The organism is Kribbella shirazensis (assembly GCF_011761605.1).
GTDB lineage: Bacteria > Actinomycetota > Actinomycetes > Propionibacteriales > Kribbellaceae > Kribbella > Kribbella shirazensis.
Map to the genome: position 1 here is coordinate 520,887 of NZ_JAASRO010000001.1, position 24,579 is coordinate 545,465.

At 68.5% G+C, this 24,579-nt stretch carries 25 protein-coding genes, 1 tRNA gene and 1 riboswitch; of the genes, 13 read left to right on the forward strand and 13 right to left on the reverse strand.

The annotated features are described in order from the left end of the window. Window positions 1-14: 14 nt before the first annotated feature. The 3 genes from BJY22_RS02495 to BJY22_RS02505 all read left to right on the forward strand — a co-directional run bounded on the left by BJY22_RS02495 (window position 15) and on the right by BJY22_RS02505 (window position 1,138). A tRNA-Phe gene (locus BJY22_RS02495) sits at window positions 15-90 on the forward strand. Window positions 91-295: 205 nt separating this feature from the next. Further along, window positions 296-703 carry a hypothetical protein gene (locus BJY22_RS02500; RefSeq protein WP_167203552.1) on the forward strand — a complete coding sequence of 136 codons (408 nt, stop codon included), beginning with the start codon at window positions 296-298 and terminating at the stop codon, window positions 701-703. Between the two features lie 144 nt (window positions 704-847). Then, window positions 848-1,138, forward strand: coding sequence for a DUF6247 family protein (locus BJY22_RS02505; RefSeq protein WP_167203553.1), 291 nt, complete (start codon window positions 848-850; stop codon window positions 1,136-1,138). Between the two features lie 55 nt (window positions 1,139-1,193). Here BJY22_RS02505 and BJY22_RS02510 read toward each other — a convergent pair whose 3' ends face one another. The 3 genes from BJY22_RS02510 to BJY22_RS02520 form a co-directional block, all read right to left on the reverse strand. After that, window positions 1,194-1,715: a hypothetical protein gene (locus tag BJY22_RS02510; RefSeq protein ID WP_167203554.1), complete on the reverse strand. Its 522-nt coding sequence runs from the start codon at window positions 1,713-1,715 to the stop codon at window positions 1,194-1,196. Window positions 1,716-1,808: 93 nt separating this feature from the next. Then, window positions 1,809-3,020: a hypothetical protein gene (locus BJY22_RS02515; protein WP_167203555.1), complete on the reverse strand. Its 1,212-nt coding sequence runs from the start codon at window positions 3,018-3,020 to the stop codon at window positions 1,809-1,811. 147 nt (window positions 3,021-3,167) lie between these two features. Then, window positions 3,168-3,923 (reverse strand): hypothetical protein, encoded by a 756-nt coding sequence (locus BJY22_RS02520; RefSeq protein ID WP_167203556.1) that lies wholly within the window; start codon window positions 3,921-3,923, stop codon window positions 3,168-3,170. 326 nt (window positions 3,924-4,249) lie between these two features. On the opposite strand from BJY22_RS02520, the gene BJY22_RS02525 reads away from it, so the two are divergent. Together BJY22_RS02525 and BJY22_RS02530 are read left to right on the forward strand one after the other, a co-directional pair. Next, window positions 4,250-5,386 (forward strand): XRE family transcriptional regulator, encoded by a 1,137-nt coding sequence (locus BJY22_RS02525; protein WP_167203557.1) that lies wholly within the window; start codon window positions 4,250-4,252, stop codon window positions 5,384-5,386. Then, window positions 5,376-6,575, forward strand: a complete 1,200-nt coding sequence (locus BJY22_RS02530; RefSeq protein WP_167203558.1) for a hypothetical protein — start codon at window positions 5,376-5,378, stop codon at window positions 6,573-6,575. The genes BJY22_RS02525 and BJY22_RS02530 overlap by 11 nt, the downstream gene beginning before the upstream one ends. On the opposite strand, the gene BJY22_RS02535 is transcribed toward BJY22_RS02530, so the two are convergent. Next, window positions 6,525-6,998, reverse strand: a complete 474-nt coding sequence (locus BJY22_RS02535) for a GNAT family N-acetyltransferase (protein ID WP_167203559.1) — start codon at window positions 6,996-6,998, stop codon at window positions 6,525-6,527. The genes BJY22_RS02530 and BJY22_RS02535 overlap by 51 nt on opposite strands. Before the next feature lie 108 nt (window positions 6,999-7,106). Next, the gene (locus BJY22_RS02540; RefSeq protein ID WP_167203560.1) at window positions 7,107-8,168 is read right to left on the reverse strand and encodes a serine hydrolase domain-containing protein; all 1,062 of its coding nucleotides are present in this window, start codon (window positions 8,166-8,168) and stop codon (window positions 7,107-7,109) included. 267 nt (window positions 8,169-8,435) lie between these two features. Here BJY22_RS02540 and BJY22_RS02545 point away from each other — a divergent pair, with 267 nt between their 5' ends. Further along, a complete protein-coding gene (locus BJY22_RS02545; RefSeq protein ID WP_167203561.1) occupies window positions 8,436-8,621 on the forward strand; it encodes a YegP family protein in 186 nt (61 codons plus the stop codon). Window positions 8,622-8,688: 67 nt separating this feature from the next. On the opposite strand, the gene BJY22_RS02550 is transcribed toward BJY22_RS02545, so the two are convergent. Beyond that, window positions 8,689-9,051: a YciI family protein gene (locus tag BJY22_RS02550; RefSeq protein ID WP_167203562.1), complete on the reverse strand. Its 363-nt coding sequence runs from the start codon at window positions 9,049-9,051 to the stop codon at window positions 8,689-8,691. Window positions 9,052-9,156: 105 nt separating this feature from the next. Between BJY22_RS02550 and BJY22_RS02555 the strand changes: the two genes are divergently transcribed. Both BJY22_RS02555 and BJY22_RS02560 read left to right on the forward strand, forming a co-directional pair. After that, window positions 9,157-10,119, forward strand: a complete 963-nt coding sequence (locus BJY22_RS02555) for a threo-3-hydroxy-L-aspartate ammonia-lyase (RefSeq protein WP_167203563.1) — start codon at window positions 9,157-9,159, stop codon at window positions 10,117-10,119. 294 nt (window positions 10,120-10,413) lie between these two features. Then, window positions 10,414-10,582: riboswitch (cyclic di-AMP (ydaO/yuaA leader) on the forward strand. Beyond that, on the forward strand, window positions 10,582-11,436 hold the full coding sequence (locus BJY22_RS02560; protein ID WP_167203564.1) for a C40 family peptidase: 855 nt from the start codon (window positions 10,582-10,584) through the stop codon (window positions 11,434-11,436). It overlaps the preceding riboswitch by 1 nt. A gap of 144 nt (window positions 11,437-11,580) precedes the next feature. Here BJY22_RS02560 and BJY22_RS02565 read toward each other — a convergent pair whose 3' ends face one another. Both BJY22_RS02565 and BJY22_RS02570 read right to left on the reverse strand, forming a co-directional pair. Beyond that, window positions 11,581-12,237, reverse strand: coding sequence for a response regulator (locus tag BJY22_RS02565; RefSeq protein ID WP_167203565.1), 657 nt, complete (start codon window positions 12,235-12,237; stop codon window positions 11,581-11,583). Continuing rightward, window positions 12,234-13,445, reverse strand: coding sequence for a sensor histidine kinase (locus BJY22_RS02570; RefSeq protein ID WP_167203566.1), 1,212 nt, complete (start codon window positions 13,443-13,445; stop codon window positions 12,234-12,236). The genes BJY22_RS02565 and BJY22_RS02570 overlap by 4 nt, the downstream gene beginning before the upstream one ends. A 143-nt stretch (window positions 13,446-13,588) precedes the next feature. On the opposite strand from BJY22_RS02570, the gene BJY22_RS02575 reads away from it, so the two are divergent. From BJY22_RS02575 to BJY22_RS02585, 3 genes are all read left to right on the forward strand, one after another. Continuing rightward, window positions 13,589-14,473, forward strand: a complete 885-nt coding sequence (locus tag BJY22_RS02575; protein WP_167203567.1) for an ABC transporter ATP-binding protein — start codon at window positions 13,589-13,591, stop codon at window positions 14,471-14,473. Between the two features lie 28 nt (window positions 14,474-14,501). Further along, complete coding sequence (locus tag BJY22_RS02580) at window positions 14,502-15,308, forward strand: ABC transporter permease (RefSeq protein ID WP_202890964.1); 807 nt, start codon at window positions 14,502-14,504, stop codon at window positions 15,306-15,308. Between the two features lie 204 nt (window positions 15,309-15,512). Further along, a complete protein-coding gene (locus BJY22_RS02585) occupies window positions 15,513-15,698 on the forward strand; it encodes a DUF3073 domain-containing protein (protein WP_167203568.1) in 186 nt (61 codons plus the stop codon). Window positions 15,699-15,870: 172 nt separating this feature from the next. On the opposite strand, the gene purM is transcribed toward BJY22_RS02585, so the two are convergent. Both purM and purF read right to left on the reverse strand, forming a co-directional pair. After that, window positions 15,871-16,944, reverse strand: coding sequence for a phosphoribosylformylglycinamidine cyclo-ligase (gene purM, locus BJY22_RS02590; protein WP_167203569.1), 1,074 nt, complete (start codon window positions 16,942-16,944; stop codon window positions 15,871-15,873). A 22-nt stretch (window positions 16,945-16,966) separates the two neighbouring features. Beyond that, window positions 16,967-18,529, reverse strand: coding sequence for an amidophosphoribosyltransferase (gene purF, locus BJY22_RS02595; protein WP_167203570.1), 1,563 nt, complete (start codon window positions 18,527-18,529; stop codon window positions 16,967-16,969). A 265-nt stretch (window positions 18,530-18,794) separates the two neighbouring features. Between purF and BJY22_RS02600 the strand changes: the two genes are divergently transcribed. Further along, window positions 18,795-19,775, forward strand: coding sequence for a helix-turn-helix transcriptional regulator (locus BJY22_RS02600; protein WP_337758071.1), 981 nt, complete (start codon window positions 18,795-18,797; stop codon window positions 19,773-19,775). Window positions 19,776-19,779: 4 nt separating this feature from the next. Next, a complete protein-coding gene (locus tag BJY22_RS42820) occupies window positions 19,780-20,766 on the forward strand; it encodes a LuxR C-terminal-related transcriptional regulator (RefSeq protein ID WP_167203571.1) in 987 nt (328 codons plus the stop codon). 390 nt (window positions 20,767-21,156) lie between these two features. Here the strand turns inward: BJY22_RS42820 and BJY22_RS02610 are convergent, their stop codons facing one another. From BJY22_RS02610 to BJY22_RS02620, 3 genes are all read right to left on the reverse strand, one after another. Beyond that, window positions 21,157-22,404: an IS256 family transposase gene (locus BJY22_RS02610; protein ID WP_167203572.1), complete on the reverse strand. Its 1,248-nt coding sequence runs from the start codon at window positions 22,402-22,404 to the stop codon at window positions 21,157-21,159. 449 nt (window positions 22,405-22,853) lie between these two features. Further along, a complete protein-coding gene (locus tag BJY22_RS02615; RefSeq protein ID WP_167203573.1) occupies window positions 22,854-24,224 on the reverse strand; it encodes an NAD(P)(+) transhydrogenase (Re/Si-specific) subunit beta in 1,371 nt (456 codons plus the stop codon). After that, window positions 24,221-24,526, reverse strand: coding sequence for an NAD(P) transhydrogenase subunit alpha part 2 (locus tag BJY22_RS02620; protein WP_167203574.1), 306 nt, complete (start codon window positions 24,524-24,526; stop codon window positions 24,221-24,223). The genes BJY22_RS02615 and BJY22_RS02620 overlap by 4 nt, the downstream gene beginning before the upstream one ends. Window positions 24,527-24,579 lie beyond the last annotated feature (53 nt).

Here is a 24,579-nt window from a genome sequence, read left to right on the forward strand (position 1 = left end):
CGAACTTTCTCCCCGGTCAGGTAGCTCAGCTGGTAGAGCGTCCGCCTGAAAAGCGGAAGGTCGGCGGTTCGAGACCGCCCCTGACCACCACAACCCTCTCCGCACGCCGGGGAGGGATTTTCTTTTCCCCGCTGACCCGGCCTTCAGTTATGCGCTCGGTACCGTAGGCGTTCGGACGGCCTCGGGAGGTGGTATGACTCGTCCGGCGCTGGTTCTCACGGGTGGGCCCGCCGTGGGGAAGAGTGTGACGGCTCGTGCTCTGGCTGGAGGGCGGGCGCGGTGTGCGGTCATCGATGTGGATGACGTGCGCCAGCTGGTCGTGGCCGGTGCTGCTGCTCCGTGGGAGGGCGAGGAAGGGCGGAAACAGCAACGGCTTGGTGTGATGAACGCCTGCAGCTTGGCGCGCAATTTCCTGGCTGCGGGTGTGGAGGTCGTCGTCGCGGACATGCTCACGCCAGAGACGTCCGGCCTGTACAGACAGGAACTTCCCGGCTGCCTGATCGTGCACATGACGGTCGAGCTGGCGGAGGCGCGGCGGCGTGCTGCGACCCGCAAGGTCTGGCTGACCGACCAAGAATTCCGAATGCTCCACGCCGCGGACACCACGAACCCGCCGGACGCCGACCATCGCATCCAAGTGGACACACTCGACCTGCAGCACCAGACCGAGAAGGTGGCCAGCCTCTGGGTCGCACGTCGATGATGTCCCGACAAGCCAGGCTCAGCCAGCACCGCAACGGACACTTCAGCAACTGAGCTGGCCCGAGTAGCCACTCCCGTGCAGGGGCACAAGATCCATCCGCCCATTTCTTCGCGCCGGCCGGCCTCTGCCACGCAGCCTGATGGAATGACCAGACAGCCGATGCGGAGGGCGCCGCAAGACCCGGGCGAGATTCTGCGCCTGCTGCCGGCAACATGGCGCGAGCAGTTCTTGTCCGAGTATCACAGCGCGCTTGACGCCGCTCATGACGTCTGGCGCTTCGGGGAACTGCGCGACGTGTTGCACCTCTGGCGGCTCAGGTCAGTTGCCTACTCCGAGCCAGGATTCGAAGCGGCACTGCGGGCCGCGCGCGACGACCGGACGGACGAGTTCGTGCCGGCCGCGCAAGCGATCCCAGGCTGGTCCGATCGGCGATGACCTGCCGAGCAAGCTGATCGCCAGCCGCAGCGGCTTCCTGGTACGAGCTCTGACGTCAGGGGCGGAGGTGGGCGAAGAGTAGGCGGCTGAGGAGGGTGGTTAGGAGTAGGGCTGCTAGGCCTGTTAGGGCGATTACGGAGATGATGCAGGCGATCGTCTTGGCGATGGTGAGGGGGCGGGTGGTTGTGGTGAAGCCGTCGGATAGGACGGCGACTGTGGCCAGGGTGAGGAATGCGATGGCTGCGGTGGTCAGGACGATGTAGTGGTGGCCGCCTAGGGTTGCGGTGGCGGTGAGTTTGGAGGCGTGGTCGAGCCACTCGCCGAACGTGTACATCCAGATGACGGTGGCCAGGTCGGCGGCCATGACGAACCAGAGGATGAACGACGACCTTCCTGTACGGCCGGCGCGCACCCCAGGACGGCGTGAGCTGCTGGAGAGCAGCGCCGGCGCGAGATAGCGCTTGGTACCACGGGACGAGCTGCGGGTCGGGCCGCGGCCGGCGCGGGGAGTGCGGGTACTGCGGTTGTTGCCGGGGCGGGTGCTGCGGCGGGTGGTGGCTCGAGAGACGACGGTCATGCTCGCTCCTCGGAGGTCGATCGGTCGCGTCTCCATTACGCGATGACCTGTCCACACAGGGCGAACAACGATGCCGCGACGGCACCGAAAGGCTCAGTGGTGCGCGGCAGCGAGTTCGGCCACCAGAGGAGCCCCGGCTCCGGCCGTACTGCTCGACCAGGCACCGTTGAGGAGGTCGGTGCGCGTGGGACCACCATGGAAGAGCGGTCCGGTGACGGGAGCGAGCGTGTCGAAGAGACGAGCGAGCCGCCGGTTCCGCGTACGCACATTGCGTGTCAGCCGCGCCTCGACGACCGCACGACGCCACTCACACAAGACGAGTTGCGCGCGCCGCACGCGGAAAAGATCCTCCGACCGCACAGGCTCACTGTCAGCGTCGAAAACCTCAGCCCGCAGGTGCTCCAGAGCCGCCCCACGCAACGCCAGCACCTCACTGAACAGGCCGTCGGAACGCAACGTCAGCAGCGCCGGCTCCTGCGCCTCCCCCGACCGCCGGTCGACAAGCCGCACCATCAACCGATCCGCAACGACCGGCGACGGCGCCGGTACAAAGGCGGGTACGACGACGCGCACCGACGTACGGCCCGAGGCCACCATCCGTACGTCGCCGACGATCCGCGCACGTACTTGCCGGGGATCGACCGTGCCGACAGAAGCCACCGGTGTCTCGGCCGGCCTGACCCTGTCGACCACCGGCGCCTTCAACCGCTTCCAAGCATGAGGTACTGCGGACAACGCCGAGTCCGGACCGTCGACCTCCTGAGCCAACGCGACGTACCCACCGACCAACCGCGACATCCCGGAGAAGAGTGCCCTAGGCAACGAATCCAGGCCGTCCAGGTAAGCCGTCACCGCGTCCGCCGACCGCCGAGCCTGGACGAGCGCGCGATCGACAAGGGTACGACGGAGCAGGCCGGCCGGCAGCGAGGCCGCGGCTCGTGCACGGGCGATGGCACGCTCGGCGTCCAACAGGCCCTGGTTCAAAGGGAGCTGCAGCCACCAGTCCAACGCGTCGATGACCGCGAGCCGTCGCCACGCCGCCGCCGGTGCAAGCTCCTGCGGCACCTCACCCAAGGCGAGCCGCCGAACAGCATCCCGCCCAAGCAGGGCTCCGAGTAGCGCGGGATCCGCCGCGTCCCAGCGCCGTACCTCGACCCCGTGCCACCGCGAAGGATCCGCCAGGTCGATCTCGACAGCGACCCCGGGCGCCGGCTCGAACATCCGCACCAGATCCGCCGGCGTCGATCGAGCAAGCCGTACGTCGGCGCGCCCGGCCTCCCCGGGCGCAGTGAGAAGGGCGAACATCAAGGTCGAACCCTCCTTCACGCGCGGCCGGTCGGCGCTCGGCATCGTTGTCGATGTCAACGATCTCGAACAGCGCACCCATCGGATGGAGACGATCTCCAAAGGTTATGACCCAAGCTCGGCCTGGTAAAGGGCACGTAAAACGGCTCAAGCCGCCCGGGCCATCGCCCAGGCCATCCGCGCCCCGCTGCGGGCCGGACAGGTCGCGGGCGAGTCGGTCCACGGCGGCTCCGGCCATTCGGCCAGTTCCAGCAGGGCCAGGCGGCGCAAACCGTGGTACCCGCCGGCGCGACCCCAAACCGTCTTGGTCATCGTGCCCGCACGCGGCATCGCCAGGTGCCGCAGATCGGTCGCGCTCCGCAGGAACCCTTCCCGGCGCCGGTCCCGGAGCTCGTACACCTGCGCGTCGTCCGTCGGCGGGGTCAGGCTCGTCTCGAGATCGAGCTCCAGCCAGCAGAGGTACTCGACGAAGGCCAGCACGAGAATGTGCCGATCCTGAGGCATCCCGCTCGGCCGGTCCGCGGCCAGCCGACGGAGCCTGCCGAGCTCACTCTGCTCCCGCCAGACCAAACGGACCATCCGGTACGCCGGCCCCGCATATGCCGGCGGCAGCGCGAGCCGTACGACGTCGTCCCCGTCAGCCGGCAGTACCGGTAGCCCCGGCTGCCGGCGCGCGACATTGGCCGCCGCGATCCCGAGCGTCTCCCAGGCGCGACTGTGATCGCCGGCCGCCCGGAACGCCATCGCGCGCGCCACGGTCCGCAGGTTCGCCCCGACGTACGCGTCCGCGACCTGGCCCTCACCGAGCACCCGCAGGGCGGTTCGCCAGTTCCCCGACTCCAATGCACCGATCGCCTCGAGATCGCCTGCTGCGATCGTCGGTGTGGCTGATGATCTGCGCATCGGGCACCTGCTCAGGTTGAACGAACACCCCGTCCGGATCCTCGGTTTCTCCTATCTCCCCGCGCGTCGCGTGGTTTCAGTTGGCTTCAGGTCGACTTCAGTATTACGGTAGATGCACGGTGTAACCACGGTCAATCGCCAGTTTGTCAGGAGCAATGGCGATTGGATCAAGAGCGAGGAGCCCGCCGTCCGCGGACGGCACAGGCGATCGGGTGACCCCCGGAGGCCGCACTACAGCAGGGCTCGGTGAAGTTCGGTAGAGCGGAGTGTAGGATCAGCCCGGTCCGCCCGCACCCGCAGTTGGTCGACCATTATCGGGAGTGAGAGTGGCCCCTTCCCCAGAGGCCGTGCGACTCGCCAGAAGACTTCGGGACCTTCGGGAATCCGAGCGGCTGACCCAGAAGGACCTGTCGAGCGCGCTCAGCACCGGCGAGGTCCGGGTCGCGGTGGCGACGATCAGCTCGTGGGAGTCGCAGTCCAATCCGAAGCTGCCTCCGGAGGAGCGGCTGCGTTCGTACGCGCTGCTCTTCGCGATGACCGCGGTCCCCGACCGGGTGCCGCGCGAGCAGGACCTGAACACGGCCGAGCGGGAGCGCTTCGGCGCCCTGCACCGTGAGCTGGTCAACCTGCGCGACGACGTGCGCCATCACCAGGCCGGCTCGCCGTCGTCCAGCGGCTCGTACACCTTCGACTTCGAGTCCGGCCGGATCACGCTGATCTGTCCGGAGGTCCCGGAAGAGGGCCGTTCGCCGCTCGCGGACGAGACCAACCCGAACCACACCCGGCTCTACAGGTACGCCGACCTCGACGCACTGATCGAGATGTGGGGACACGTCCGCGCCTCCAACCCGGAGCTCCGCGTACGGCACCGCCTGCCGTCGGAGGTGAGCGCGGACCATCTGTCCGGCCACCTCATCCTGATCGGCGGCATCGCATGGAATCGCGTGACCAGCAGACTGCTGCGGGTCCTCGACAACCTGCCGATCCGGCAGCTGACGGTCCCGGACCTCGCCGACGGTGAGATCTTCCGGTCCCGCGACGGCCGCGAGTACCGGCCGGTCTGGGAAGAACGCAAGGACGTTCCCCCCGACGAGGAACTGCCCTCGAAGGCGGAACTCGAGGCGGAGCAGGCCCAGGACGCCTGGCGCGGCGACACGCCGCGCGAGCTCGTCGAGGACGTCGCCCTGTTCGCGCGCCTGCGCAATCCGTTCAACCACAGCCGCACCATCACGATCTGCAACGGCGTCTACAGCCGCGGCGTGCTCGGCGCCGTCCGGATGCTGACCGACGACGCGGTCCGCGAACGCAACGAGGCCTATCTGGCCGGCAGGTTCCCGGACGGCATCTTCGGCCTGTTGATGCGGGTCCCGGTGGTCAACGGCGAAGCCGTCACCCCCGACTTGGAAATCTCGGAGAACCGCCTCTTCGAATGGTCCCCCGAGGAAGAGACACATGAGCCGTAGGATCCGACAAATCCAGTCCCACGCCAGTCTGCTGCTGAACGGCTCCGTTCCCGTCGCGGCCAGTGCGAACACCCGGCTGGACGCGATCGTCGTACCGGCCGCGCGGCCGGCATCAGAATTGCAGCATGTCATCAGCATGGCCGCGACCCTCGCCGTGCCACTGGTCATCCTGTGCAGCCGGCAGGCGCAGCTCGGCCAGGTTGTCCGCCGGGTGGAGAAGACCTTCGGTGCCCAGGCTCTCGTCATCGAGGTCCCGGAGACCTACCGGCCGCCGTGCCCGGCCCCGCTCACCTCGGCCCACGAGTTCCAGCTCGCCTCGGCCGACCGGTCCAGCGATCTCAGTGCGAAGCGCAACATCGGTCTGTTGCTCGGCCGGCTGCGCGGGTGGAGCAAGATCCTGTTCGTCGACGACGACATCCGGGGCTTCAACCCGCGCGACGTCGCCCGCCTGGCCGGGTATCTTGAACGGCACCCGGTCGCGTCGATGGTCAGCCGGGAGTTCCCCGACAACTCGGTGGTCTGTCACGCACGCCGTCTGGTCGGATTCAAGCAGGACGTCTTCGTCAGCGGCGCCACCCTCGGCGTCAACCTGCAGCACCCGGACCTGTCCTTCTTCGCCGACATCTACAACGAGGACTGGTTCTTCTTCGCCCGGCACGCGGCCGAACGGACGCTGCCGAAGATCGGCGAAGTCAGTCAGCTGGAGTATTTCCCGTTCGCGGATCCGCAGCGGGCGGCCCGGGAGGAGTTCGGCGACCTGCTCGCCGAGGGGCTGTACGCCGCCTTCGAGAGCGGGCGGCGGAGCTTCGACGACCACCTGCGGACCGCGACGCACCCGCGACACTGGCGCGAGTACAAAGAGATCCGGCTCGAGACGATCGAGAACACACTGGCCGCACTCGAACGGGTCGGGCAGTGGCTCAGCGAGACGGAGTACGACAGCACCGAGGAGTCCTTGACCACGGCACGCAAGTGGTCGGCCAACATCTCTCCGGACTTGTGCGTGGACTTCATCAACAGCTGGCAGGAGGACGGGCGACGCTGGCAGAAGATGCTCAGCAACCTGCCGGCGACGCTGAGCGCGCGCGACGCCCTGGCCGAGCTCCAGCTGCCGAAATGGGTCTCCTGCGGGTACGGGTTACCGACCGAAGCGCAGGCGGATCTCGCGCCGGCCGGAGCCGTCAGGTAGGAGCTGGCGTTCGCCAGTGGGGCTGAACCCGAGGCGGTCGTACACCTGGCGTGCGACCGTGTTCGTGTCCAGCACCCACACGCGCCACTCGGTGACCCCGGGATCGGCGACGGACAGGTGGCCGAGGACGGCCCGCAGTACGCCGTTGCGGCGGAACCGCGGGTCGACCCACACCGACTCGATGTGCCGCTCGTACGTCGGCCTGCCCGCGACCCGTACCGAGCTCGCCATCCCGATGATCCGCCCGTCGTCCCGGGCGACCACCGATCGCATCCGGGTGAAGCGCTCGCGCCAGCCCTCCTCGCCGACGGTCACCTCGTCCTCGTAGTCCGCGATGTACGCCGACGGCGAATCCTTCAGCGCCCGGAGACGGATCTCCCGGGCGATCGGCCAGTCGTCAGCACCGAGTATGGCGAGTTCCAAGGTCCCGGACCCCTTCGGGAGATGGCAACAAGGCATCCATACCAGTGTCGCCGTTTCCCCGGATCACCAAACCGCCGAGCGGAGATTGTCACATTCGGTGACCCCCGGTCAGCCGCAGAACGCCCGGTCGAGGAACGCGTCGACGGAGTCGTCCGGGTTGTCCGGGAGATGCGGGGTCACGGCGACGGTCGCCTGCCGGCGAGTGTCCTCCGTGGAGAACGAGTAGGCCTGGTACGCGAGCGCGTCGCCGTCGTTGCCGTAGACCCGTACCTTGCACGCCGTGTCGTGCCACGTGAGACCGAGGCCGTACCTGCCGTTCTCGGTGCCCGGCGTCTTCATCTCCTCGAGCAGGTTCGCGGGGAGGAGGTGGCCGCCGAGCAGGGCCGCGAAGAACCGGTTCAGGTCGCGGGTCGTGGAGATCATGTCGCCGCTGGCCCCGAACAGCGTCGGGTTCAGCTCGGTGTAGTCGATCATCCCGCCGTCCTTGGGGACGTAGCCGTGCGGGTGCGGTCCCTTGATGTACGGCGACGTACCGGGCAGCGTCGTACCGTGCAGGTGGAGCGGACGGATCACGCGACCCTCGATCTCCTCGGCGTACGTCCGGCCGGTGACCTTCTCGATGATCTCGCCGATGAGCAGGTAGTTCGTGTTCGAGTACTCGTACCGCGAACCGGGGTCGTTGAACATCGGCGGGTTCGCGAGCGCGCGCTCGATCTGCTCGGACGCTGTCCAGGTGCGGTACCGGAGGGCGTAGAACTCCTCGCTCGGCGGCATCGGGAGCGTGTCCTTGAAGTCGTACAAACCGCTGGTGTGGTTGAGCAAATGGCGCACTGTGATGTTGGCGCCGTTCGGTACGACGCCGGGCAGCCAGCGCTCCACGGAGTCGTCGAGGCGGATGCGTTTCTCGGCGACGAGCTGCAGTACGACGGTTGCGACGAACGTCTTCGTGACGCTGCCGATCCGGAACCGCCCCGCCACCGGGACCTTGCGCGAACTGTCCAGCTCCGCGACGCCGCTGCTGCCCCGCCAGACCCGTCCACCGTCCCGCACCTCGGCCAGCGCCCCGATCGCCACCACCCCGTCGAGCCCTTCCTGCAACTCCTTGGGCGAAGCCGCTCCCACCGAAGGTCCCACAGCCATCGCCGCAGCCGTCACCAATGCCACCAACATCCCGATCTCCTCATGTCTCAGTCCGGTCCCCCAAGCCTCCCGGCCGAGGCCGACAAAGACATCAGGGATCACCCCCTGAGGCGACTGGATGACCCACCCAGTTGTCCAGCACTCACTTCGTAGCCAGCGGCAACCATGCCCGCCCGCCCTCGTCACGCACTCCGCGAGCTCCGCCGGAAGCGTCCTAGGGCGTGTGCGCCAGCGCGGGCCGGGCGAGAGGACTACGCTCCGAAACGGAGCGACAACACTCTCGATGGAGGTACGGCGATGACGGGGAAGTTCGAGCTGTACAAGGACAAGTCCGGCGAGTACCGGTTCCGCTTGAAAGCCGGCAACGGCGAAGTGATCGCGAGCAGCAGCGAGAGCTACGGCAGCAAGGCCGCCGCGCTGAACGGGATCGACTCGATCAAGCGGAACGCCGCCGAGGCGAAGGTCGACGACCAGACCGACTGACAAACTCAAGAAAACAAGGGGGTTTCTCCGGTACCGCCGGAGAAACCCCCTGCACTGTTTCCGGAGATCAGAGCCCTTCCGCGAACTCGATCCCGCGAACCTCGACGCCGAGGCCCTCGATGCCGGCGTCCGGGATCATCGCGGCCAGTTCGTGCGCGCGCTCCCGCGAGGCCACGTCGACCAGGTAGTAGCCGCCGAGGAACTCCTTGGACTCCACGAACGGCCCGTCGGTCACCGCCGGTACGCCGTTGCGCACCGTCACCACCGACGACTGGGCCGGCTGCTGCAGCGCGACCGTGCTGTGGAACTCGCCGGACGCCTTGATCGTGTCCATGAACTTCTGGTGCCCGGCGCCGATGGCCTGCTGCTCCTCTTCGGGCAGCCCGGCGAGGACGTCGGGGTTGATGTTCAGGACCAGTAGGTACTTCACGATGTCTCCTTCAGACCCGGCCCCCGGTGGTGGGGGCCTCTCATCCATCAGTACGGAGCCGGCCGGCACGCCTTGACATCGCCGGCCGACCGATAACGTCAGCCCATGTCCGAGCTGAGTCTCACAGATGTCCAGGCCGCCGCGGATCGTCTGGCGGGAGTCGCCCACCGTACGCCGGTCCTCACCTCGCGGACCCTCGACGAACGAGTCGGGGCGCGGGTGTTCCTGAAGGCGGAGAACTTCCAGCGGATCGGCGCGTTCAAGTTCCGCGGCGCGTACAACGCGATCAGCCGGCTCACCCCGGAGCAGCTCACGGCGGGCGTGGCGGCGTACTCGTCGGGCAATCACGCGCAGGCCGTCGCGCTGGCGGCACGTCTCGCGGGTACGCCGGCGGTGATCCTGATGCCCAAGGACGCCCCGCCGACGAAGGTCGCCGCCACCCGCGGGTACGGGGCCGAGGTCGTGACGTACGACCGGTACACGCAGGACCGGACCGCCCTGGCTCACGAACTGGCGGCGGAGCGCGGACGGACGCTGATCCCGCCGTACGACCACTACGACGTGATGGCCGGGCAGGGGACGGTGGCGCTCGAGCTGATCGAGGAGGTCGGGCACCTCGGCGCGCTGCTGGTCCCGGTCGGCGGCGGTGGACTGATGGCCGGTTGCGCGACCGCGGCGACGATGCTGTCACCCGGGATCCGGATGATCGGCGTCGAGCCGGCCGCGGGCGACGACCACGCCCGGTCGCTGGCGGCAGGTGAGCGGGTGGAGATCGCCGTACCGCGGACGATCGCCGACGGGCAGGCGATCTCGACGCCGGGCGAGCTGACGTTCGCGGTGAACCGGCGACTGGTGGAGTCGATCGAGCTGGTCGGCGACGACGAGATCGTGGCCGCGATGGCGTTCGCGTTCGAGCGGCTGAAGATCGTTCTGGAGCCGAGCGGGGCGAGCGCGCTGGCGGCGCTGCTGACCGGGCGGATCCACGGGCTGCCGGAGCGCGTCGGAGTAGTGCTGTCGGGCGGGAACGTCGGCCTGGACCGCTTCCGCGAGCTGCTCGGAAATAGCTGAATACGCAAGCACCTTAGGGTGCCCTGGCCACCCTCTGTGCTCGTTGTCACAGAAAGCCACCATCGAATGTGACCGAGGCCACATCGAAGCCCTCAGTCGCCGCCTGAACCCCGCTCAGACGCGCTCAGGACACCAGGTGTTCATCCTGGGTTGTTGACCCGTCAGAGGGCTTTTCAGGGCCTTGTGACAACGACTCTGTGGATCTGAGGGTTTGCGTCGTGATCCTTCTGTTATACAGTCGTCGGCGGTTCGGTAAACAACACGAACCGCACACGGGTCAACGCCGAGCTCTGCCAGGCCCGCGTGCTCCCCTCGAACAACCATGGCAGAGGTGGGGGACCCAGGAGGTTGGGTCTCGACCGTGAGTGGTCGGAACCCTGGGGTGAAGTCCGCGGGAGCGGACCGGGCTATGAATCCCAGCCCGAACCCGACAGCTAACCTCGCAGGCGTCGGGAGACAACCATGCCCGTCACTGCCCGACGGACGTCGCTGCTGCGCGCCGTCCGCCAGACCGCTGAGTCCAGTACCGACCGGCCCATCGGCCGGACCCTGGCTAAGCACCGCCGGACCACCAAGCCGGCCGCGCCGCGCGCCGCAGCCGCCGTCCTCTCGGTCGGCCTCGCTGTCGGAGGTGGAGCCGCCCTCAGCCTCACCTCCCCGTCGACCGCCTCGGCGGCGACCACCTCGACCACCGCCACCAGCACCCCGCGCGGGTACTGGACCGTGTCGAGCAAGCCGCTGCTCCGCTTCCGGGACCGCGGCCCGACCGTCAAGTACGTCCAGAAGGCACTGCACCTGGGTCCGGACGGCTACTTCGGGACCAGCACCGTCCGCGTGCTGAAGAAGTTCCAGACCTCGTGGGGCCTGAAGGCGACCGGCTACACCGACAAGAAGACCTGGGGCCGGCTGACCTGGGCCGCCAAGCACAAGGTCCTCTACGGTCCGTACGGCACCTCCTCCAAGTCGACGTTCCGGGCCAAGGTCCTCCGCGAGGCGGCGAAGCTCAAGGGCACGCCGTACCGCTACGGCGGCACCACGACCCGCGGCTTCGACTGCTCCGGCTACACCGGCTACGTGTACAAGAAGGCCGGCAAGAAGCTGCCGCGTACGTCGCGCCAGCAGTACAGCGCGACCAAGCACATCAGCCGCAAGGCCGCCAAGCCGGGCGACCTCGTGTTCTTCCGGAACAGTGGCGGCGGCGTGTACCACGTCGGCATCTACGCCGGCGGCAACATGCTGTGGCACTCCTCGAAGCCGGGCGTACCGGTGAAGAAGGGCAAGATCTGGACCAGCAGCGTGGCCTTCGGCCGCGTCTGAGTCCTGACCGTCGGCGCCCTACCCCCCATTGGGCGCCGCCGGTCGTCAGCGTCCTATCCCCCCAGGCACGCTGACTCCGAAACCGGCCCGAACCGTCGCTCCCCCACCCCTCCGACGGATCGGGCCGGTTTCCTTTCTGTTCGCTCAGTCGTCGAGGAGGCCGGCCTCGTAGGCCAGGATCGCCACCTGGACGCGATTGGTCGCTTCCAGTTTCACCAGCGCGCGGGAGACGTGCGCCTTCACCGTGGCCTCGCTCATGAACAGCTTCCGGCCGATGTCGGCGTTCGGCAGGCCGCGGCCGACCGCGACGAGCACCTCCCGCTCGCGCTCGGTGAGCCTGCTGATCCGCTCCTGCGCCGTACGCTTCCGGTCCGCGCGCGGGTCCCCGGCGAAGTGCCCGATCAACCGGCGGGTCACCGCCGGCGACAGCATGGCGTCGCCGGCCGCCACCACCTTGATCGCCTGCACCAGCTCCCGCGGCGGAGTGTCCTTCAGCAGGAACCCGCTGGCTCCCGCCTGCAGCGCCCGGAACACATAGTCGTCCAGATCGAACGTCGTCAGTACGACGACCTTCGGCGGCTCCGGCAGCGCCTGGACCTCGCGCGTCGCGGCCAGCCCGTCGAGTCGCGGCATCCGGATGTCCATCAGGACGACGTCCGGCTTGTGCTTGGTCACCATCGCCGCCGCGTCCGCACCGTCCTCGGCCTCGGCGACCACCTCGAGGGCGTCGTCGGACTCCAGGATCATCTTCAGCCCGGCCCGCACCAGCGCCTCGTCGTCCACGATCAGCAGCCGCGTCATCGTTCCCCTTCTTCCGCGTGCAACGCCTCGACACTCGTCAGGCCCGGCAGTTGTGGACCGGACGGCTCGCGTGCCCAGGGCAGCCACACCTCCACCCGCCAGCCGCCTTCCGGTGTCGGTCCGGTCGAGATCCGGCCGCCGACGAGCTGCACCCGCTCCCGCAGCCCGACCAGCCCGGCGCCGGCGCCCGGCAGCAGTGAACCAGCAGCCACCGGCCGCACGTTCGTCACCCTCACCGTCAGCCCGTCGCCGGGCGCGCCCTGGACCCGTACGTCGGTCGCGGCGCCGCGCGCGTGCTTGTGCACATTGGTCAGCGACTCCTGCACCACCCGGTAGACGGTCCGCCCGAGGGAACTCGGTACGTCGTCCGGCAGCGCCACGTCGTACCCGACCGTCACGCCCGCGTCCCGCGAGGCCGTGATCAGCCGCTCGAGGTCCGAGGCCTTCGGGACCGGCGTCAGGTCGGCGCCGTCGATGCTGAGATCGGAACGCAGCACCCCGAGGACCTCGCGAAGATCCTCCATCGCCTGCCGCGCGGTCTCGCGGATCAGCTTGGCCGACCCCTCGACCTTGTCCGCGCCGACCGTCGGGTTCACCTCGAGACCGCCCGCGTGCAGCGCGATCAGCGACACCTTGTGCGCGAGCACGTCGTGCATCTCCTGGGCGATCCGGGACCGCTCGCCCAGGCGGGCCTGCTCGCTGCGCAGCTCGCGCTCCGCCTCGGCCCGCTCGGCGCGGTCCCGCAGCGACGCCATCAGGTCGCGGCGCGCCCCGACGTACGCACCGACGGCGATCCAGGTCCCGACCAGGAACGGTCCGGTGAACAGCGCCACCAGGAGCTGTCCTTCGCCACCCCACGTGTTGAGCACGTAGGCGGCGTACGCGGCGAGACCGAGGATCGCGAGCGCGAGGTCGCGGCGGCGGATCGCCAGCGTCAGCAGGGCGAGCCCCATCGGGACGAAGATCGCGGCCGTCAGCATCGCCAGGACGGTGACCGCGGTGACGGTGACCGGGAACCGGCGGCGCCAGAGCAGCGCGAACGACGCGACGACGCCGGCGCCCAGCACGTACCAGTCCTGGATCGTCCAGCCGCCGCCGGACGCCGCCTGCAGGACGATCGTCATCAGGCTGAAGCCGATGAAGAGGATGTCGCGCACACGCGGGGCATGCCTGACCCACCAGGCGTACCACCGGCGCAACCGTCGCATTGGGTCACTGTAGTTGGGGGTACGCCGGGGGCACGTCCATCTTCCGGGTGGGATCCGGGGGCGGTATCGACGACTTTCGTAGGGGGTCGCCGCAGCCGCTCGTCCGATGTGCGCAGGGGGCCGCTGACGGTTGACTCGACGTCATGATCACCGTCGAGAACCTGACCAAGCGCTACGGCAGCACCACGGCTGTCCAGGACGTGTCGTTCACCGTCGAGCCCGGGAGCATCACCGGCTTCCTCGGGCCGAACGGCGCCGGCAAGTCCACCACGCTGCGGATGCTCACCGGTCTGACGCCGCCGACCTCCGGCACTGCCACCATCACCGGCAAGCGGTACGCCGACCTGCCGAACCCGGGGCGCGTCGTCGGGGTCATGCTGGACGCCGCCGCGCAGCATCCGGGCCGCACCGGCCGCGAGACCCTGCTGCTGAACGCCGTCCTGCTCGGGGTGCCGAAGTCCCGCGCCGACGAGATGCTCGAGGCGGTCGGGCTCAGCCACGCCGCGAAGCGCCGCGTCGGTCAATACTCGCTCGGCATGCGGCAGCGGCTCGGCATCGCGAGTGCGCTGCTCGGCGACCCCGCCGTGCTGATCCTCGACGAGCCCGCGAACGGGATGGACCCGGAGGGCATCCGCTGGATGCGCGGGCTGCTGCAGGACTTCGCGTCCCGTGGCGGCACCGTGGTCCTGTCCAGCCACCTGCTCGGCGAGGTCCAGGCGACTGTCGACCGGCTGGTTGTCATCGGCGGCGGCCGGATCGTCGCCAACGGCTCCCTCGAGGACCTGCTGGCCGGCTCCGGCACGCTGGTCCGCGGCCTCGACCCGATCGGGCTGAGCGAGGCTCTCACCGCGGCCGGGCTGAAGCCCGAGCCGATGCCTGACGGCGCGCTGCGCGTCGACGCCACCGCCGAGCAGGTCGGGCGGGCAGCCGCGGCCGCCGGTCAGATCCTTCTCGAGCTCCGCCAGAGCGACGGCGCCGGCCTGGAGGACCTGTTCTTCCAGCTGACCGCCGCGCCGGCCGCCGCCTGATCACACCTACTTCCTTCTGGAGATCGCCATGACCACCGTGACCGACGTCGCACCCACGACGCCCGCCAAGCACCGGGCCGAGGTGGCGACCAGCCTGCCGCCCGCGCGCGGCCAGTCCTTCCTGAAGCTCGTCACCATCGAGCTGCGCAAGTCCGTCGACACCCGCAGCGGCCGGGCCCTGATCGCCGCGATCCTGCTCCTCGCGGTCGCCGCGATCACCTGGCAGCTCACCCATCTGCCGGAGGGGACGGTCGGGCTGGACGGCTTCCTCGGGGCGGCGTCCGCCGGTCCGATGCTGATCCTGCCCGTCATCGGCGTGATGGCGATGACCTCGGAGTGGACCCAGCGGACCGCGCTGACCACGTTCACCCTGTCGCCCCGACGGGTGCGCGTCCAGCTGGCCAAGTTCACCTCGGCGATCGTGCTGAGTGCGGTCGTGACGACGGTCGTCGTACTGCTCGCCATCGCCGGGACGGCGCTGGGCGGAGCGGTGTCCGACCACGGCACGTCGTACGCGGGCCTCGGCGGGCAGCTCGCCGGAGGCTACCTGACCTTCGCGCTGAACGTCGTGATGGCCGCCGCCTTCGGTGCCGTGATCGCACAGACCGCGGTCGCGATCCTGGTGTACTTCATCGCGCCGACCGTCTGGTCGCTGGCCGGGCCGGCGTTGTTCAAGGACAACGCGAACTGGCTGGACGTGTTCGGCGCGCTCGGCCGGATCGCGGAGCGCGACCTGCACGGGATGGTGCCGGAGACACTGACCGCGGTCGGGGTCTGGATCGTCCTGCCGACCATCGTCGGACTGTGGGCAAGCTCACGTCGCGAGGTCAAATAGCAGGGGCCTGACGCGGCGGGTGGGCCGGTTCGAGGGGATCGGCCCACCCTGCCGGCACTGTGATCGGACCTCTTCGGGGCCCGGCCAGGGGGCGGTGCGTGTGTCGATCCGCCGGTCCGGGTATCCTTGAACCACGATTACTGACGACTGATCCGTGGGCGCCACGCAGCGTACCCGGTTGACTTGTGCGAGGGGGTCGACGCTATGGGGCGCGGCCGTGCAAAGGCCAAGCAGACGAAGGTCGCACGCGACCTGAAGTACCGCACCTGGGACACCGACTTGGACCAGCTCAAGCGAGAGCTGTCCGGTGACCAGGGTGGCGACCGTTCTGCAACCGGCGAGAACGACGGCGACGACTACGACGCCGACGACTACCACCCCCGTCGGTAAGCAACATCAGCGTGGTTGAACTGCTCAGCGCCCTTCCGGGTGCCTGAGCAGTTGACCGTGCGCCCGACGAGTTTTCACACAGCACCGCCTGTGGCGGATCGGCGATTCCAGCAGCCCGAGGCGTCGGACGGCTCGATAGCGACCCGCTCTCAGGCGGCGGCTGTGCACCGGCCTACTTGGCGTAGCTGCCTTCCAGGGCGACGGCGCCGCCGGCGGTTGCGGTGACTTCGCCGCAGACCCAGGCGGGGATGTCGCGGGCGGCCAGCGCCTGGATGGCGGCGTCGGCGGACGACGGATCCAGTACGGCGACCATGCCGGCGCCCATGTTCAGCGTCTTCTCGAGCTCCGGCAACGCCACGTCGCCGAGGAGCCCGACGAGTCCGAAGATCGGTGCGGGCGTCCACGTCGACCGGTCGATCCGCACGGACAGCTCGTCCGGGATCACCCGCGCCAGGTTCGCCGCGAATCCACCGCCGGTGACGTGCGACATCGCGTGCAACGGCTTCTCCTCGCCACCGTTCAGCTCCTGGATCAGCTCCAGACAGTGCTTGGCGTACACCCGGGTCGGCGTGAGCAGCACCTCGCCCAGCGTCGTACCCAGCTCCGGCACGTCCCGGTCGAGCGTCCACTTCGCGCGGCCGAAGAACACGTGGCGCACCAGGCTGTACCCGTTCGAGTGCAGTCCTGACGACGCCATCGCCAGTACGACGTCCCCTGCGCGCACCCGCTCCGCACCGAGCACCTCGTCCGCCTCGACGACACCGGTCGCCGCGCCCGCCACGTCGTACTCGTCCGGCTCCAGCAGGCCCGGGTGTTCCGCGGTCTCGCCGCCGACCAGCGCCGTACCGGCCTCGACACACGCCTCCGCGATGCCCTTCACGATCTGCGCGATCGTCTCCGGCACCACCTTGCCGGTGCAGATGTAGTCGGTCATGAACAGCGGCTCCGCGCCGCACACGACCAGGTCGTCGACGACCATCCCGACCAGGTCGAACCCGATCGTGTCGTGCTTGTCCAGCTTCTGCGCGATCGCGACCTTGGTCCCGATGCCGTCCGTCGACGTCGCCAGCAGCGGCCGCCGGTACGACGTCAGTGCGGTGGCGTCGAACAACCCGGCGAACCCGCCGAGTCCCCCGACCACCTCGGGGCGGGTCGCCTTCGCCACCCACTCCTTCATCAGCTCGACGGCCCGGTCCCCGGCCTCGATGTCGACCCCGGCGGCGGCGTAGCTCGCCCCATCGCTCACGTTCTGTTCTCCTCTAGCGGGACTACGGACGGCTGAGTGCGTCGGCGGCGCCGGCTCCGCCCGACACGGTCGCCAGCCCGTCGGCGTCGGTCCGCACCGGGTCCTCCAGCAGGTGCTTCCCGAGCTGCTCGGGATCGGGGAGGGCCACCGGGTAGACGCCGTCGAAGCAGGCGCGGCAGAGCCGCTCCTTCGGGACCGTGGTGGCCTCGACCAGGCCGTCCAGGCTGATGTAGCCGAGCGAGTCGGCGCCGAGCGAACGGCAGATCTCCTCGGTGTTCAGCCCGTTGGCGATCAGCTCGGCGCGGCTGGCGAAGTCGATGCCGTAGAAGCACGGCCACTTCACCGGCGGCGCGGTGATCCGGACGTGGATCTCCTTGGCGCCCGCCTCGCGCAGCATCCGGATGACGGCGCGCTGGGTGTTGCCGCGGACGATCGTGTCGTCGACCACGACCAGGCGCTTGCCCTCGATCACCTCGCGCAGCGGGTTCAGCTTCAGGCGGATGCCGAGCTGGCGGATCGTCTGGCTCGGCTGGATGAACGTACGGCCGACGTACGCGTTCTTGACCAGGCCGGAACCGTACGGGATGCCGGACTCCTCGGCGTACCCGATCGCTCCGGGGGTGCCGGACTCGGGCGTCGCGATCACCAGGTCGGCCTCGGCCGGGTGCTCGCGGGCGAGGCGGCGGCCGATGTCGACGCGGGTCGAGTAGATCCGCTGGCCGGAGATCTGGGTGTCCGGGCGGGCGAGGTACACGAACTCGAACAGACAGCCCTTCGGGTCGGCCTCGGCGAACCGCGTCGAGCGCAGGCCGTCGGCGTCGATCGCGACCATCTCACCCGGCTCGACCTCGCGGATGAAGCTCGCGCCGACGATGTCGAGCGCCGCGGTCTCGCTGGCGATCACCCAGCCGCGCTCCAGCCGGCCGAGCACCAGCGGGCGGATGCCCTGCGGGTCGCGGGCGGCGTACAGCGTGTTCTCGTCCATGAAGATCAGGCTGAACGCGCCCTTGACCTTCGGGAGGATCCGGGCCGCGGCCTGCTCGATGGTCAGGTCCGGGTAGCCGGCCAGCATCGAGGTGAGAATGTCGGTGTCGCTCGACGCGCCGTGCTTGGCGTTCGCCTTGGCGTGCTCGACGTCCGCGTCCAGACCGAGATCGAGCTCGCCCTCACCGTTCAGGCTGGCGGCGAGCTCGCTGGTGTTGGTCAGGTTCCCGTTGTGACCGAGCGCAATCGAGCCGGTCGCCGTACTGCGGAACGTCGGCTGGGCGTTGGCCCAGACGCTGGACCCGGTCGTCGAGTACCGGCAGTGACCGATCGCGATGTGCCCTCTGAGGGACGCCAGCGTCGCCTCGTCGAAGGCCTGGCTGACCAGCCCCATGTCCTTGTAGACCAGAATCTGGCTCCCGTTACTGACCGCGATCCCCGCCGACTCCTGCCCCCGGTGCTGCAAGGCGTAGAGCCCGAAATATGTCAGTTTGGCAACCTCTTCACCCGGCGCCCAGACCCCGAAGACGCCACAAGCGTCCTGCGGACCCAGATCCTGCGGGTCGAGTTCATGAGTAAGCCGACCATCGCCACGAGCCACACGAGCAGTCTACGGGACGCAACCCGACCCCCCGACCAGCGTCTACCAGCAGACGGCGAGCGGGCCGCAGGCCGGTTCGGACCCGCTGACCGCCGCGGCCGGCACAGCTGTCACACCACCAAGAAGTAGCGCCGTTGCGACTACACTCAGCAACTTCTTGATCACAATCCGACCTTTCGAAATAATCCGGTCCCGACCAATGTGTCCTCTTTGTCGACGCGGTCTGTATATGGTCGGTTCCGACAAGTTCTGGAGGAGAGGGATCGTGCTCGAGCCGCTGGGGGTGGACGAAGCCACTTTCGCGGTGTATCACGCCCTTCTCAACCACCCAGACAGTACGCCCGAGCAGATTGCGGCGCTAGTAGATCGTTCGGCCGACGAAGTCGAAGAGTTGATGGACAAGCTCCGACGGCTGGGGCTTCTGGTGCCGACCTGGACCAATCCGGACGGTGAGCACGCGGTCCACCCGCGGGTCGGCCTCACCGGTCTGGCCGAACGACGCCGGACCGAACTGAACAAGGCCCTAGGCGAACTGAAAGAGGCCGAAGCATCGGCCGAGATGATCGCTGAGCAGTACAACGAATTGCTCACGTCACGGAGTAGTGGCGACGTCGAGGTCCTCAAGGGCCGCGCCAACGCCTCGCGACGGATCGAGGAACTCGCGCTGAAGGCCAAGGACACCTTCTGGGGTCTGGTGCCGGCGCACTTCGACGACGCGGTCCCGAAGTCGGAGCGGTCACCTGACTTCGAGTTGCTGGGACGCGGCATCAAGATGCGAACCGTCTACCTCCAGAGCATGACTGCCTCGAAGCCGGCCGTGGAGTATGCCTCGACGATGCACAAGCTCGGGGGCGAGGTTCGGGTCACACCGACGCTGCCGATGCGTCTGCTGATCTTCGACCAGGAGATCGCCATCATGCCGATGGACCCCGACAGCCCGACCGCCGGCGCGGTGATCCACCGCACACCGGCCGTGGTCTCCGTCGCCCTCGCACTCTTCGACGCCTACTGGTCCAGGGCCACCGAGATGTTCGACCCCGAGGACCGCGAAGAGACACCGCTCACCCCACACGAATCCGAAGTACTGCGCCTCCTCGCAGGCGGCGCCAAGGACGAGCAGGTCGCCCGCCTCCTCGGCATCTCCCTCCGCACCGCCCGCCGCATCACCGCCAACCTCTCCGAACGCCTCGACGCCGCCAGCCGCTTCGAACTCGGCGTAGCCGCCGCCAAGCGCGGCTGGGTCTGAGGCGGTGTTCGAGTCCGCGGGGCTCACGGAGCATCTGCTTGCCGTCTACCGACTGCTGTTGCAGCGCCCAGAGCTTGGGCGCAGCGCGCGGTTGGACGAGCTCGCCGGCGAGCTGGGCCAGACCGTCGACGATACGTCCGCCGACCTGGAAAAGCTGCGTGAGCTCGGATTTCTCGTGCAGAGCTGGATCGAGGGCGTCGAGTATCCGCTGGACCCGTCGCTCACATTCGGACGGCTCGCCTCGCGGCGGGAACAGGAAATCGAAAAGCTGAACAGCGAACTCCGGTCGGACCAGCTTGCTGCGGACAGGTTCACGGCGGACCTTGCGAACTTCCTGCTCCAGAGAACGACGCGCGACATCGAGATCTTCGAAGGTCGGGACCTCGCCAATCAACGAATGCAGCGGTTCAATCCGGATAAGTCGGTCTGGGGATTCATTCAGGCCGATGCCTCGACCACGGTCGACCCCAAGACATTCCCGGACAGGCCGCATCTCGAGCGCGGCGTTGAGTTTCGCTATGTCTACCCGGAGTCGTACTGGAAGCGGCCGGGTGCGCGTGACTTGATGCACCTAGTCTTCAGCCTCGGCGGGCAGGTCCGCATCGTGCCGTCGGTGCCGTTCCGGTTGATCATCTTCGACGGCAAGTCGGCAGTGATGGGGATCGACCCTGAGGACAGTTCTGTTGGCGCCGTCGTGCACCACAGTCGCGCTGTCGTAAAGATGGCTGAAGAACTGTTTCTCAGTCTGTGGGACCGCGGAATCGAACCGTTCAAGGAAGACGATCGGCCGCCGGAGCGCAGCATCAGTTCGCAGGAAGCTGAGTTCCTTCGGCTCTTGGTGCATGGTGCGACCGATGAGCAAGTGGCCCGGAAACTGGGTGTCTCCATGCGGACCGTACGAAGGATTGCGGCTAAGTTGAGTGAGCAGGTGGGGGCTTCGGGGCGGTTTGAGTTGGGGGTTCGGGCGGCGCAGCGGGGGTGGGTGGATTAGCCCCAGTCCCAGGCTCGGGAAAGGGTTTTGCACGGCAGGACAAAGTGGTCTCCTCTGGTGGGGGAAGGGCGAGAGGAATGGGTGCGCCGCCCTGGCCTCTCGGTATCGCAGTCAAACAGAGGAAACGGGGCGCGGACAACGGACCGCCCTGGCCGGGGGCGGTCGTTGGCCGGGGGCGGCCAGGTGTGACGTACGGCGTGTCCCCGTGGCCGATTGCGGTAAATCCTCCGGGCGCAACTCGATGGGCCCACCGCGACGTGCCGCCACGGTCGAGGGGATGCAGCGGCCAAGGCAGGTTCGCGGCTGGTTTCTGGATGGCGCGGGCTTGTTTCAGCTGAGCGGGGTCAAGTCCCTGGAAGTGGTGTAGTGCTGCGTGATCCTGGGGGTGGGTTAGGCGGTGAGTGCTGGTAGGTCGTCGGTTTCGATCTCGGGTTGGGTGTTGGTGTGGCTGGTGAGGCGTGAGCGGGCGAGGACGTCGAGGCCGAGGTAGCGGCGTCCTTCGGCCCATTCGTCGGTTTGTTCGGCCAGGACGGCGCCGACGAGGCGGACGATGGCGTCGCGGTTGGGGAAGATCCCGACCGCGTCGGTGCGGCGCCGGATTTCTTTGTTCAAGCGTTCGGCGGGATTGTTGGACCAGATCTGTGTCCACACGTCCTTCGGGAAGACGGTGAAGGCGAGAACGTCCTCGCGGGCCGCGGCGAGATGGTCGGCGACGGCGGGCAGCTTCTCGCCGACGTAGTCGAGCAGCCGGTCGAACTGGGCCTGCACCGCGTGCGCGTCGGGCTGGTCGTAGACCGAGTGCAGCATCGCCTTGACCGCCGGCCACATGCTCTTGGGGCAGATGCTCATCAGGTTCGCGGCGTAGTGCGTTCTGCATCGCTGCCAGGACGCGCCGGGCAGGTTCGCCGCGATCGCCTCCCGCAGGCCGGCGTGGGCATCCGAGGTGACGAGCCGGACACCGGCCAGGCCGCGGGCGACCAGATCGGCGAAGAACTCGTTCCAGGCCGGCCCGGTCTCACTGGTGGCCACGCGCAGGCCGAGGACCTCGCGGTGCCCGTCGCCGTTGACGCCGGTCGCGAGCAACACGACGGCGTTGACCACGCGGCCGCCCTCGCGGACCTTCATCGTGAGTGCGTCCGCGGCCACGAAGGTGAACGGGCCGGCGGCGTCGAGCGGCCGGTGCCGGAAGTCCTCGACGACCGCGTCGAGGTCGGCGGCCATCCGGGAGACCTGGGACTTGGACAGTGAGTCGATGCCGAGTGTCTTGACCAGCTTGTCCATCCGCCGCGTGGAAACCCCGGCGAGGTAGCAGTCGGCCACGACGGTGATCAGGGCCGACTCGGCGCGTTTGCGGCGCTCTAGCAGCCACTCCGGGAAGTAGGTGCCCTTCCTGAGCTTCGGAATCGCGACATCGACCGTGCCGACACGGGTGTCCAGGTCGCGGTGCCGGTAGCCGTTGCGCTGCGTCGTACGGCCCGGCGAGGGGCGGCCCCACTCCGCGCCGACCACCGCGTCGGCGTCGGCGGACAGCAGCGCGTTGATGATCGACTGCAACAGCGAACGCATCAGATCAGGGCTGGCTTCGGCGAGCGCCTCGCCAAGCAGACCGACAGGGTCGACAATGTGTGGTGCGGTCATCGTGATGGTCCTCGAGGATTCTGTGGAAGGTTGACTCGAAGGATCACGCGGTGACCGCGTCCTCGTCCACGACGAGTTCGGCGACCGCGCTACACCACTATCGGGGACTCAACTCTGAGCGCGGCAGGTGCATGAGCTGAGGCGACTGCCGCGACCCGATCCGCGGACAGTCCACGGCAACGCAGACAACGCGTCAGGTGCCCGTGCACTCCAGACGCAGTCCGCCGCGGTAGGCGCTGCCCGCAGTACCCAGCCCCACACCCCAGCAACCAACTGCTCATACGAGCCCGGCAGCCCGAGGCGGCCATGGGCAGTTGGCGACGGCGCGGACAGCACGTCACCTGCCCGTGCACTCCAGACGCAGTCCGCCGCGGTAGGCGCCGCCCGCAGTACCCGGGTCGGGTGGTCGCGGGTGGCTGGGTGTTTGGGGAAGGCGGTGGTGGGGTGGGTCAGACGGTTTTGAGGGCGGCGAGGAGTTTGGTGAGGGAGTCTCGGGCGTCGCCGAAGAGGAGGGTGGTGCGGGGGTCGTAGAGGAGTTCGTTCTCGATGCCGGCGAAGCCGGGGCGCATGGAGCGTTTGAGGAAGATGACGCGTTGGGCCTCGTCGGCGTTCAGGATCGGCATGCCGTAGATGGGGGCCGACGGGGTGTTGCGGGCGGCCGGGTTGACGACGTCGTTGGCGCCGACGACGAGGACGACGTCGGTCGTCTTGAAGTCGCCGTTGATGTCATCCATCTCGCGCAGCTGCTCGTACGGGACCTGGGCCTCGGCGAGCAGGACGTTCATGTGGCCGGGCATGCGGCCCGCGACCGGGTGGATGGCGTAGTCGACCTTCACGCCGCGGCTCTGCAGCTCCTCGACCAGGTCGCGGAGCGTGTGCTGTGCCTGGGCGACCGCGAGGCCGTACCCGGGCACGATGATGACCTTGTTCGCGTACCCGAGCAGGATCGCGACGTCCTGCGGGCCGCCCGAGATCACCGGCCGGTCGGACGCCGTACCGGCGCCCAGCGTGGACCCGCCGCGCACGGCGCCGAAGAGGATGTTGAACACGGACCGGCCCATCGCGTCCGCCATCAGCTTCGTCAGCAACGTACCGGCCGCGCCGACCAGCGTGCCCGCGACCAGCAGCAACGTGTTCCCGAGGACGTAACCGCCCGCGGCGACGGTCAGACCGGTGAAGGCGTTCAGCAACGAAATGACGATCGGTACGTCGGCACCGCCGACCGGCAGCACCAGCATGACACCGATCGCGAGACCGAGCAGGCAGAGCAGTACGCCGACCCATACCCGCGGATCCGACACGAGCCAGACCGCGAGCGCCACACCACCCAGGAAGGCGGCGACGAAGAGCACGGGCAGCCCCGGGAACGTCACCGGCCGCGTCGTCATCAGCTCCTGCAGCTTGGCGAACGTCACGATCGAACCGGAGAAGCTGATCGCGCCCACGAGGATCGTGAACGCCGTGGCGATCGCCGCGACCGTCGCGTCACCCGGCACCTCGCCGAGCTCGAGCAGCGCGACCAGCGCGGCCGCGCCGCCGCCGACACCGTTGAACAAGGCAACGAGCTGCGGCATCTGCGTCATCTGCACCCGCCGCGAACCGACCACACCGCCGACGGTGCCGATGAGCAGCGCGATCAGGATCGGCACCAGGTGGTCCGGCTTGTACGCCGCGAACGTGATGACGACCGCCAGCACCGCACCGGCGGCACCGATCAGGTTGCCGGTCCGCGCGCTCCGCGGTGACGACAGCGCCTTCAGCGCGACGATGAAACAGACCGCGGCGACCAGATAGCCGAGTTGGGCCCAGGTGGGGATCACTTCTGCAGCTCCTTCTTGCGGGCCCCCGGGCCTTTGAACATCTGCAGCATCCGGTCGGTGACCACGAATCCGCCGACCATGTTCACGGTGGCGAGTACGACGGCCAGCAGCCCGACGATCATCACGAGCGTCGACTCGGTCGCGCCGGTGACGATGATGGCGCCGACCAGGATGACGCCGTGGATGGCGTTCGCGCCGGACATCAACGGGGTGTGCAACGTCGAGGAGACCTTGCTGATCACCTCGACGCCCACGAACGCCGCGAGCACGAAGATCGTCAGCAACGCAATGGACCCGGTCATGGGGCCTCCTGGTCTGGACTGAGGAGCGGAAGGAGCGAAGCGACTGGAGCGAC

Coding starts and splice junctions, on each gene's coding strand:
- BJY22_RS02510 (WP_167203554.1), bottom strand. CDS start 1,715: ATGACCGTCGTCTCTCGAGCCACCACCCGCCGCAGCACCCGCCCCGGC.
- BJY22_RS02570 (WP_167203566.1), bottom strand. CDS start 13,445: ATGCGACGGTTGCGCCGGTGGTACGCCTGGTGGGTCAGGCATGCCCCG.
- BJY22_RS02555 (WP_167203563.1), top strand. CDS start 9,157: ATGTCCGAGCTGAGTCTCACAGATGTCCAGGCCGCCGCGGATCGTCTG.
- BJY22_RS02610 (WP_167203572.1), bottom strand. CDS start 22,404: ATGACCGCACCACACATTGTCGACCCTGTCGGTCTGCTTGGCGAGGCG.
- BJY22_RS02505 (WP_167203553.1), top strand. CDS start 848: ATGACCAGACAGCCGATGCGGAGGGCGCCGCAAGACCCGGGCGAGATT.
- BJY22_RS02565 (WP_167203565.1), bottom strand. CDS start 12,237: ATGACGCGGCTGCTGATCGTGGACGACGAGGCGCTGGTGCGGGCCGGG.
- BJY22_RS02520 (WP_167203556.1), bottom strand. CDS start 3,923: ATGCGCAGATCATCAGCCACACCGACGATCGCAGCAGGCGATCTCGAG.
- BJY22_RS02545 (WP_167203561.1), top strand. CDS start 8,436: ATGACGGGGAAGTTCGAGCTGTACAAGGACAAGTCCGGCGAGTACCGG.
- BJY22_RS02560 (WP_167203564.1), top strand. CDS start 10,582: ATGCCCGTCACTGCCCGACGGACGTCGCTGCTGCGCGCCGTCCGCCAG.
- BJY22_RS02515 (WP_167203555.1), bottom strand. CDS start 3,020: ATGTTCGCCCTTCTCACTGCGCCCGGGGAGGCCGGGCGCGCCGACGTA.
- BJY22_RS02585 (WP_167203568.1), top strand. CDS start 15,513: ATGGGGCGCGGCCGTGCAAAGGCCAAGCAGACGAAGGTCGCACGCGAC.
- BJY22_RS02580 (WP_202890964.1), top strand. CDS start 14,502: ATGACCACCGTGACCGACGTCGCACCCACGACGCCCGCCAAGCACCGG.
- BJY22_RS02620 (WP_167203574.1), bottom strand. CDS start 24,526: ATGACCGGGTCCATTGCGTTGCTGACGATCTTCGTGCTCGCGGCGTTC.
- BJY22_RS02575 (WP_167203567.1), top strand. CDS start 13,589: ATGATCACCGTCGAGAACCTGACCAAGCGCTACGGCAGCACCACGGCT.
- BJY22_RS02530 (WP_167203558.1), top strand. CDS start 5,376: ATGAGCCGTAGGATCCGACAAATCCAGTCCCACGCCAGTCTGCTGCTG.
- BJY22_RS02540 (WP_167203560.1), bottom strand. CDS start 8,168: ATGTTGGTGGCATTGGTGACGGCTGCGGCGATGGCTGTGGGACCTTCG.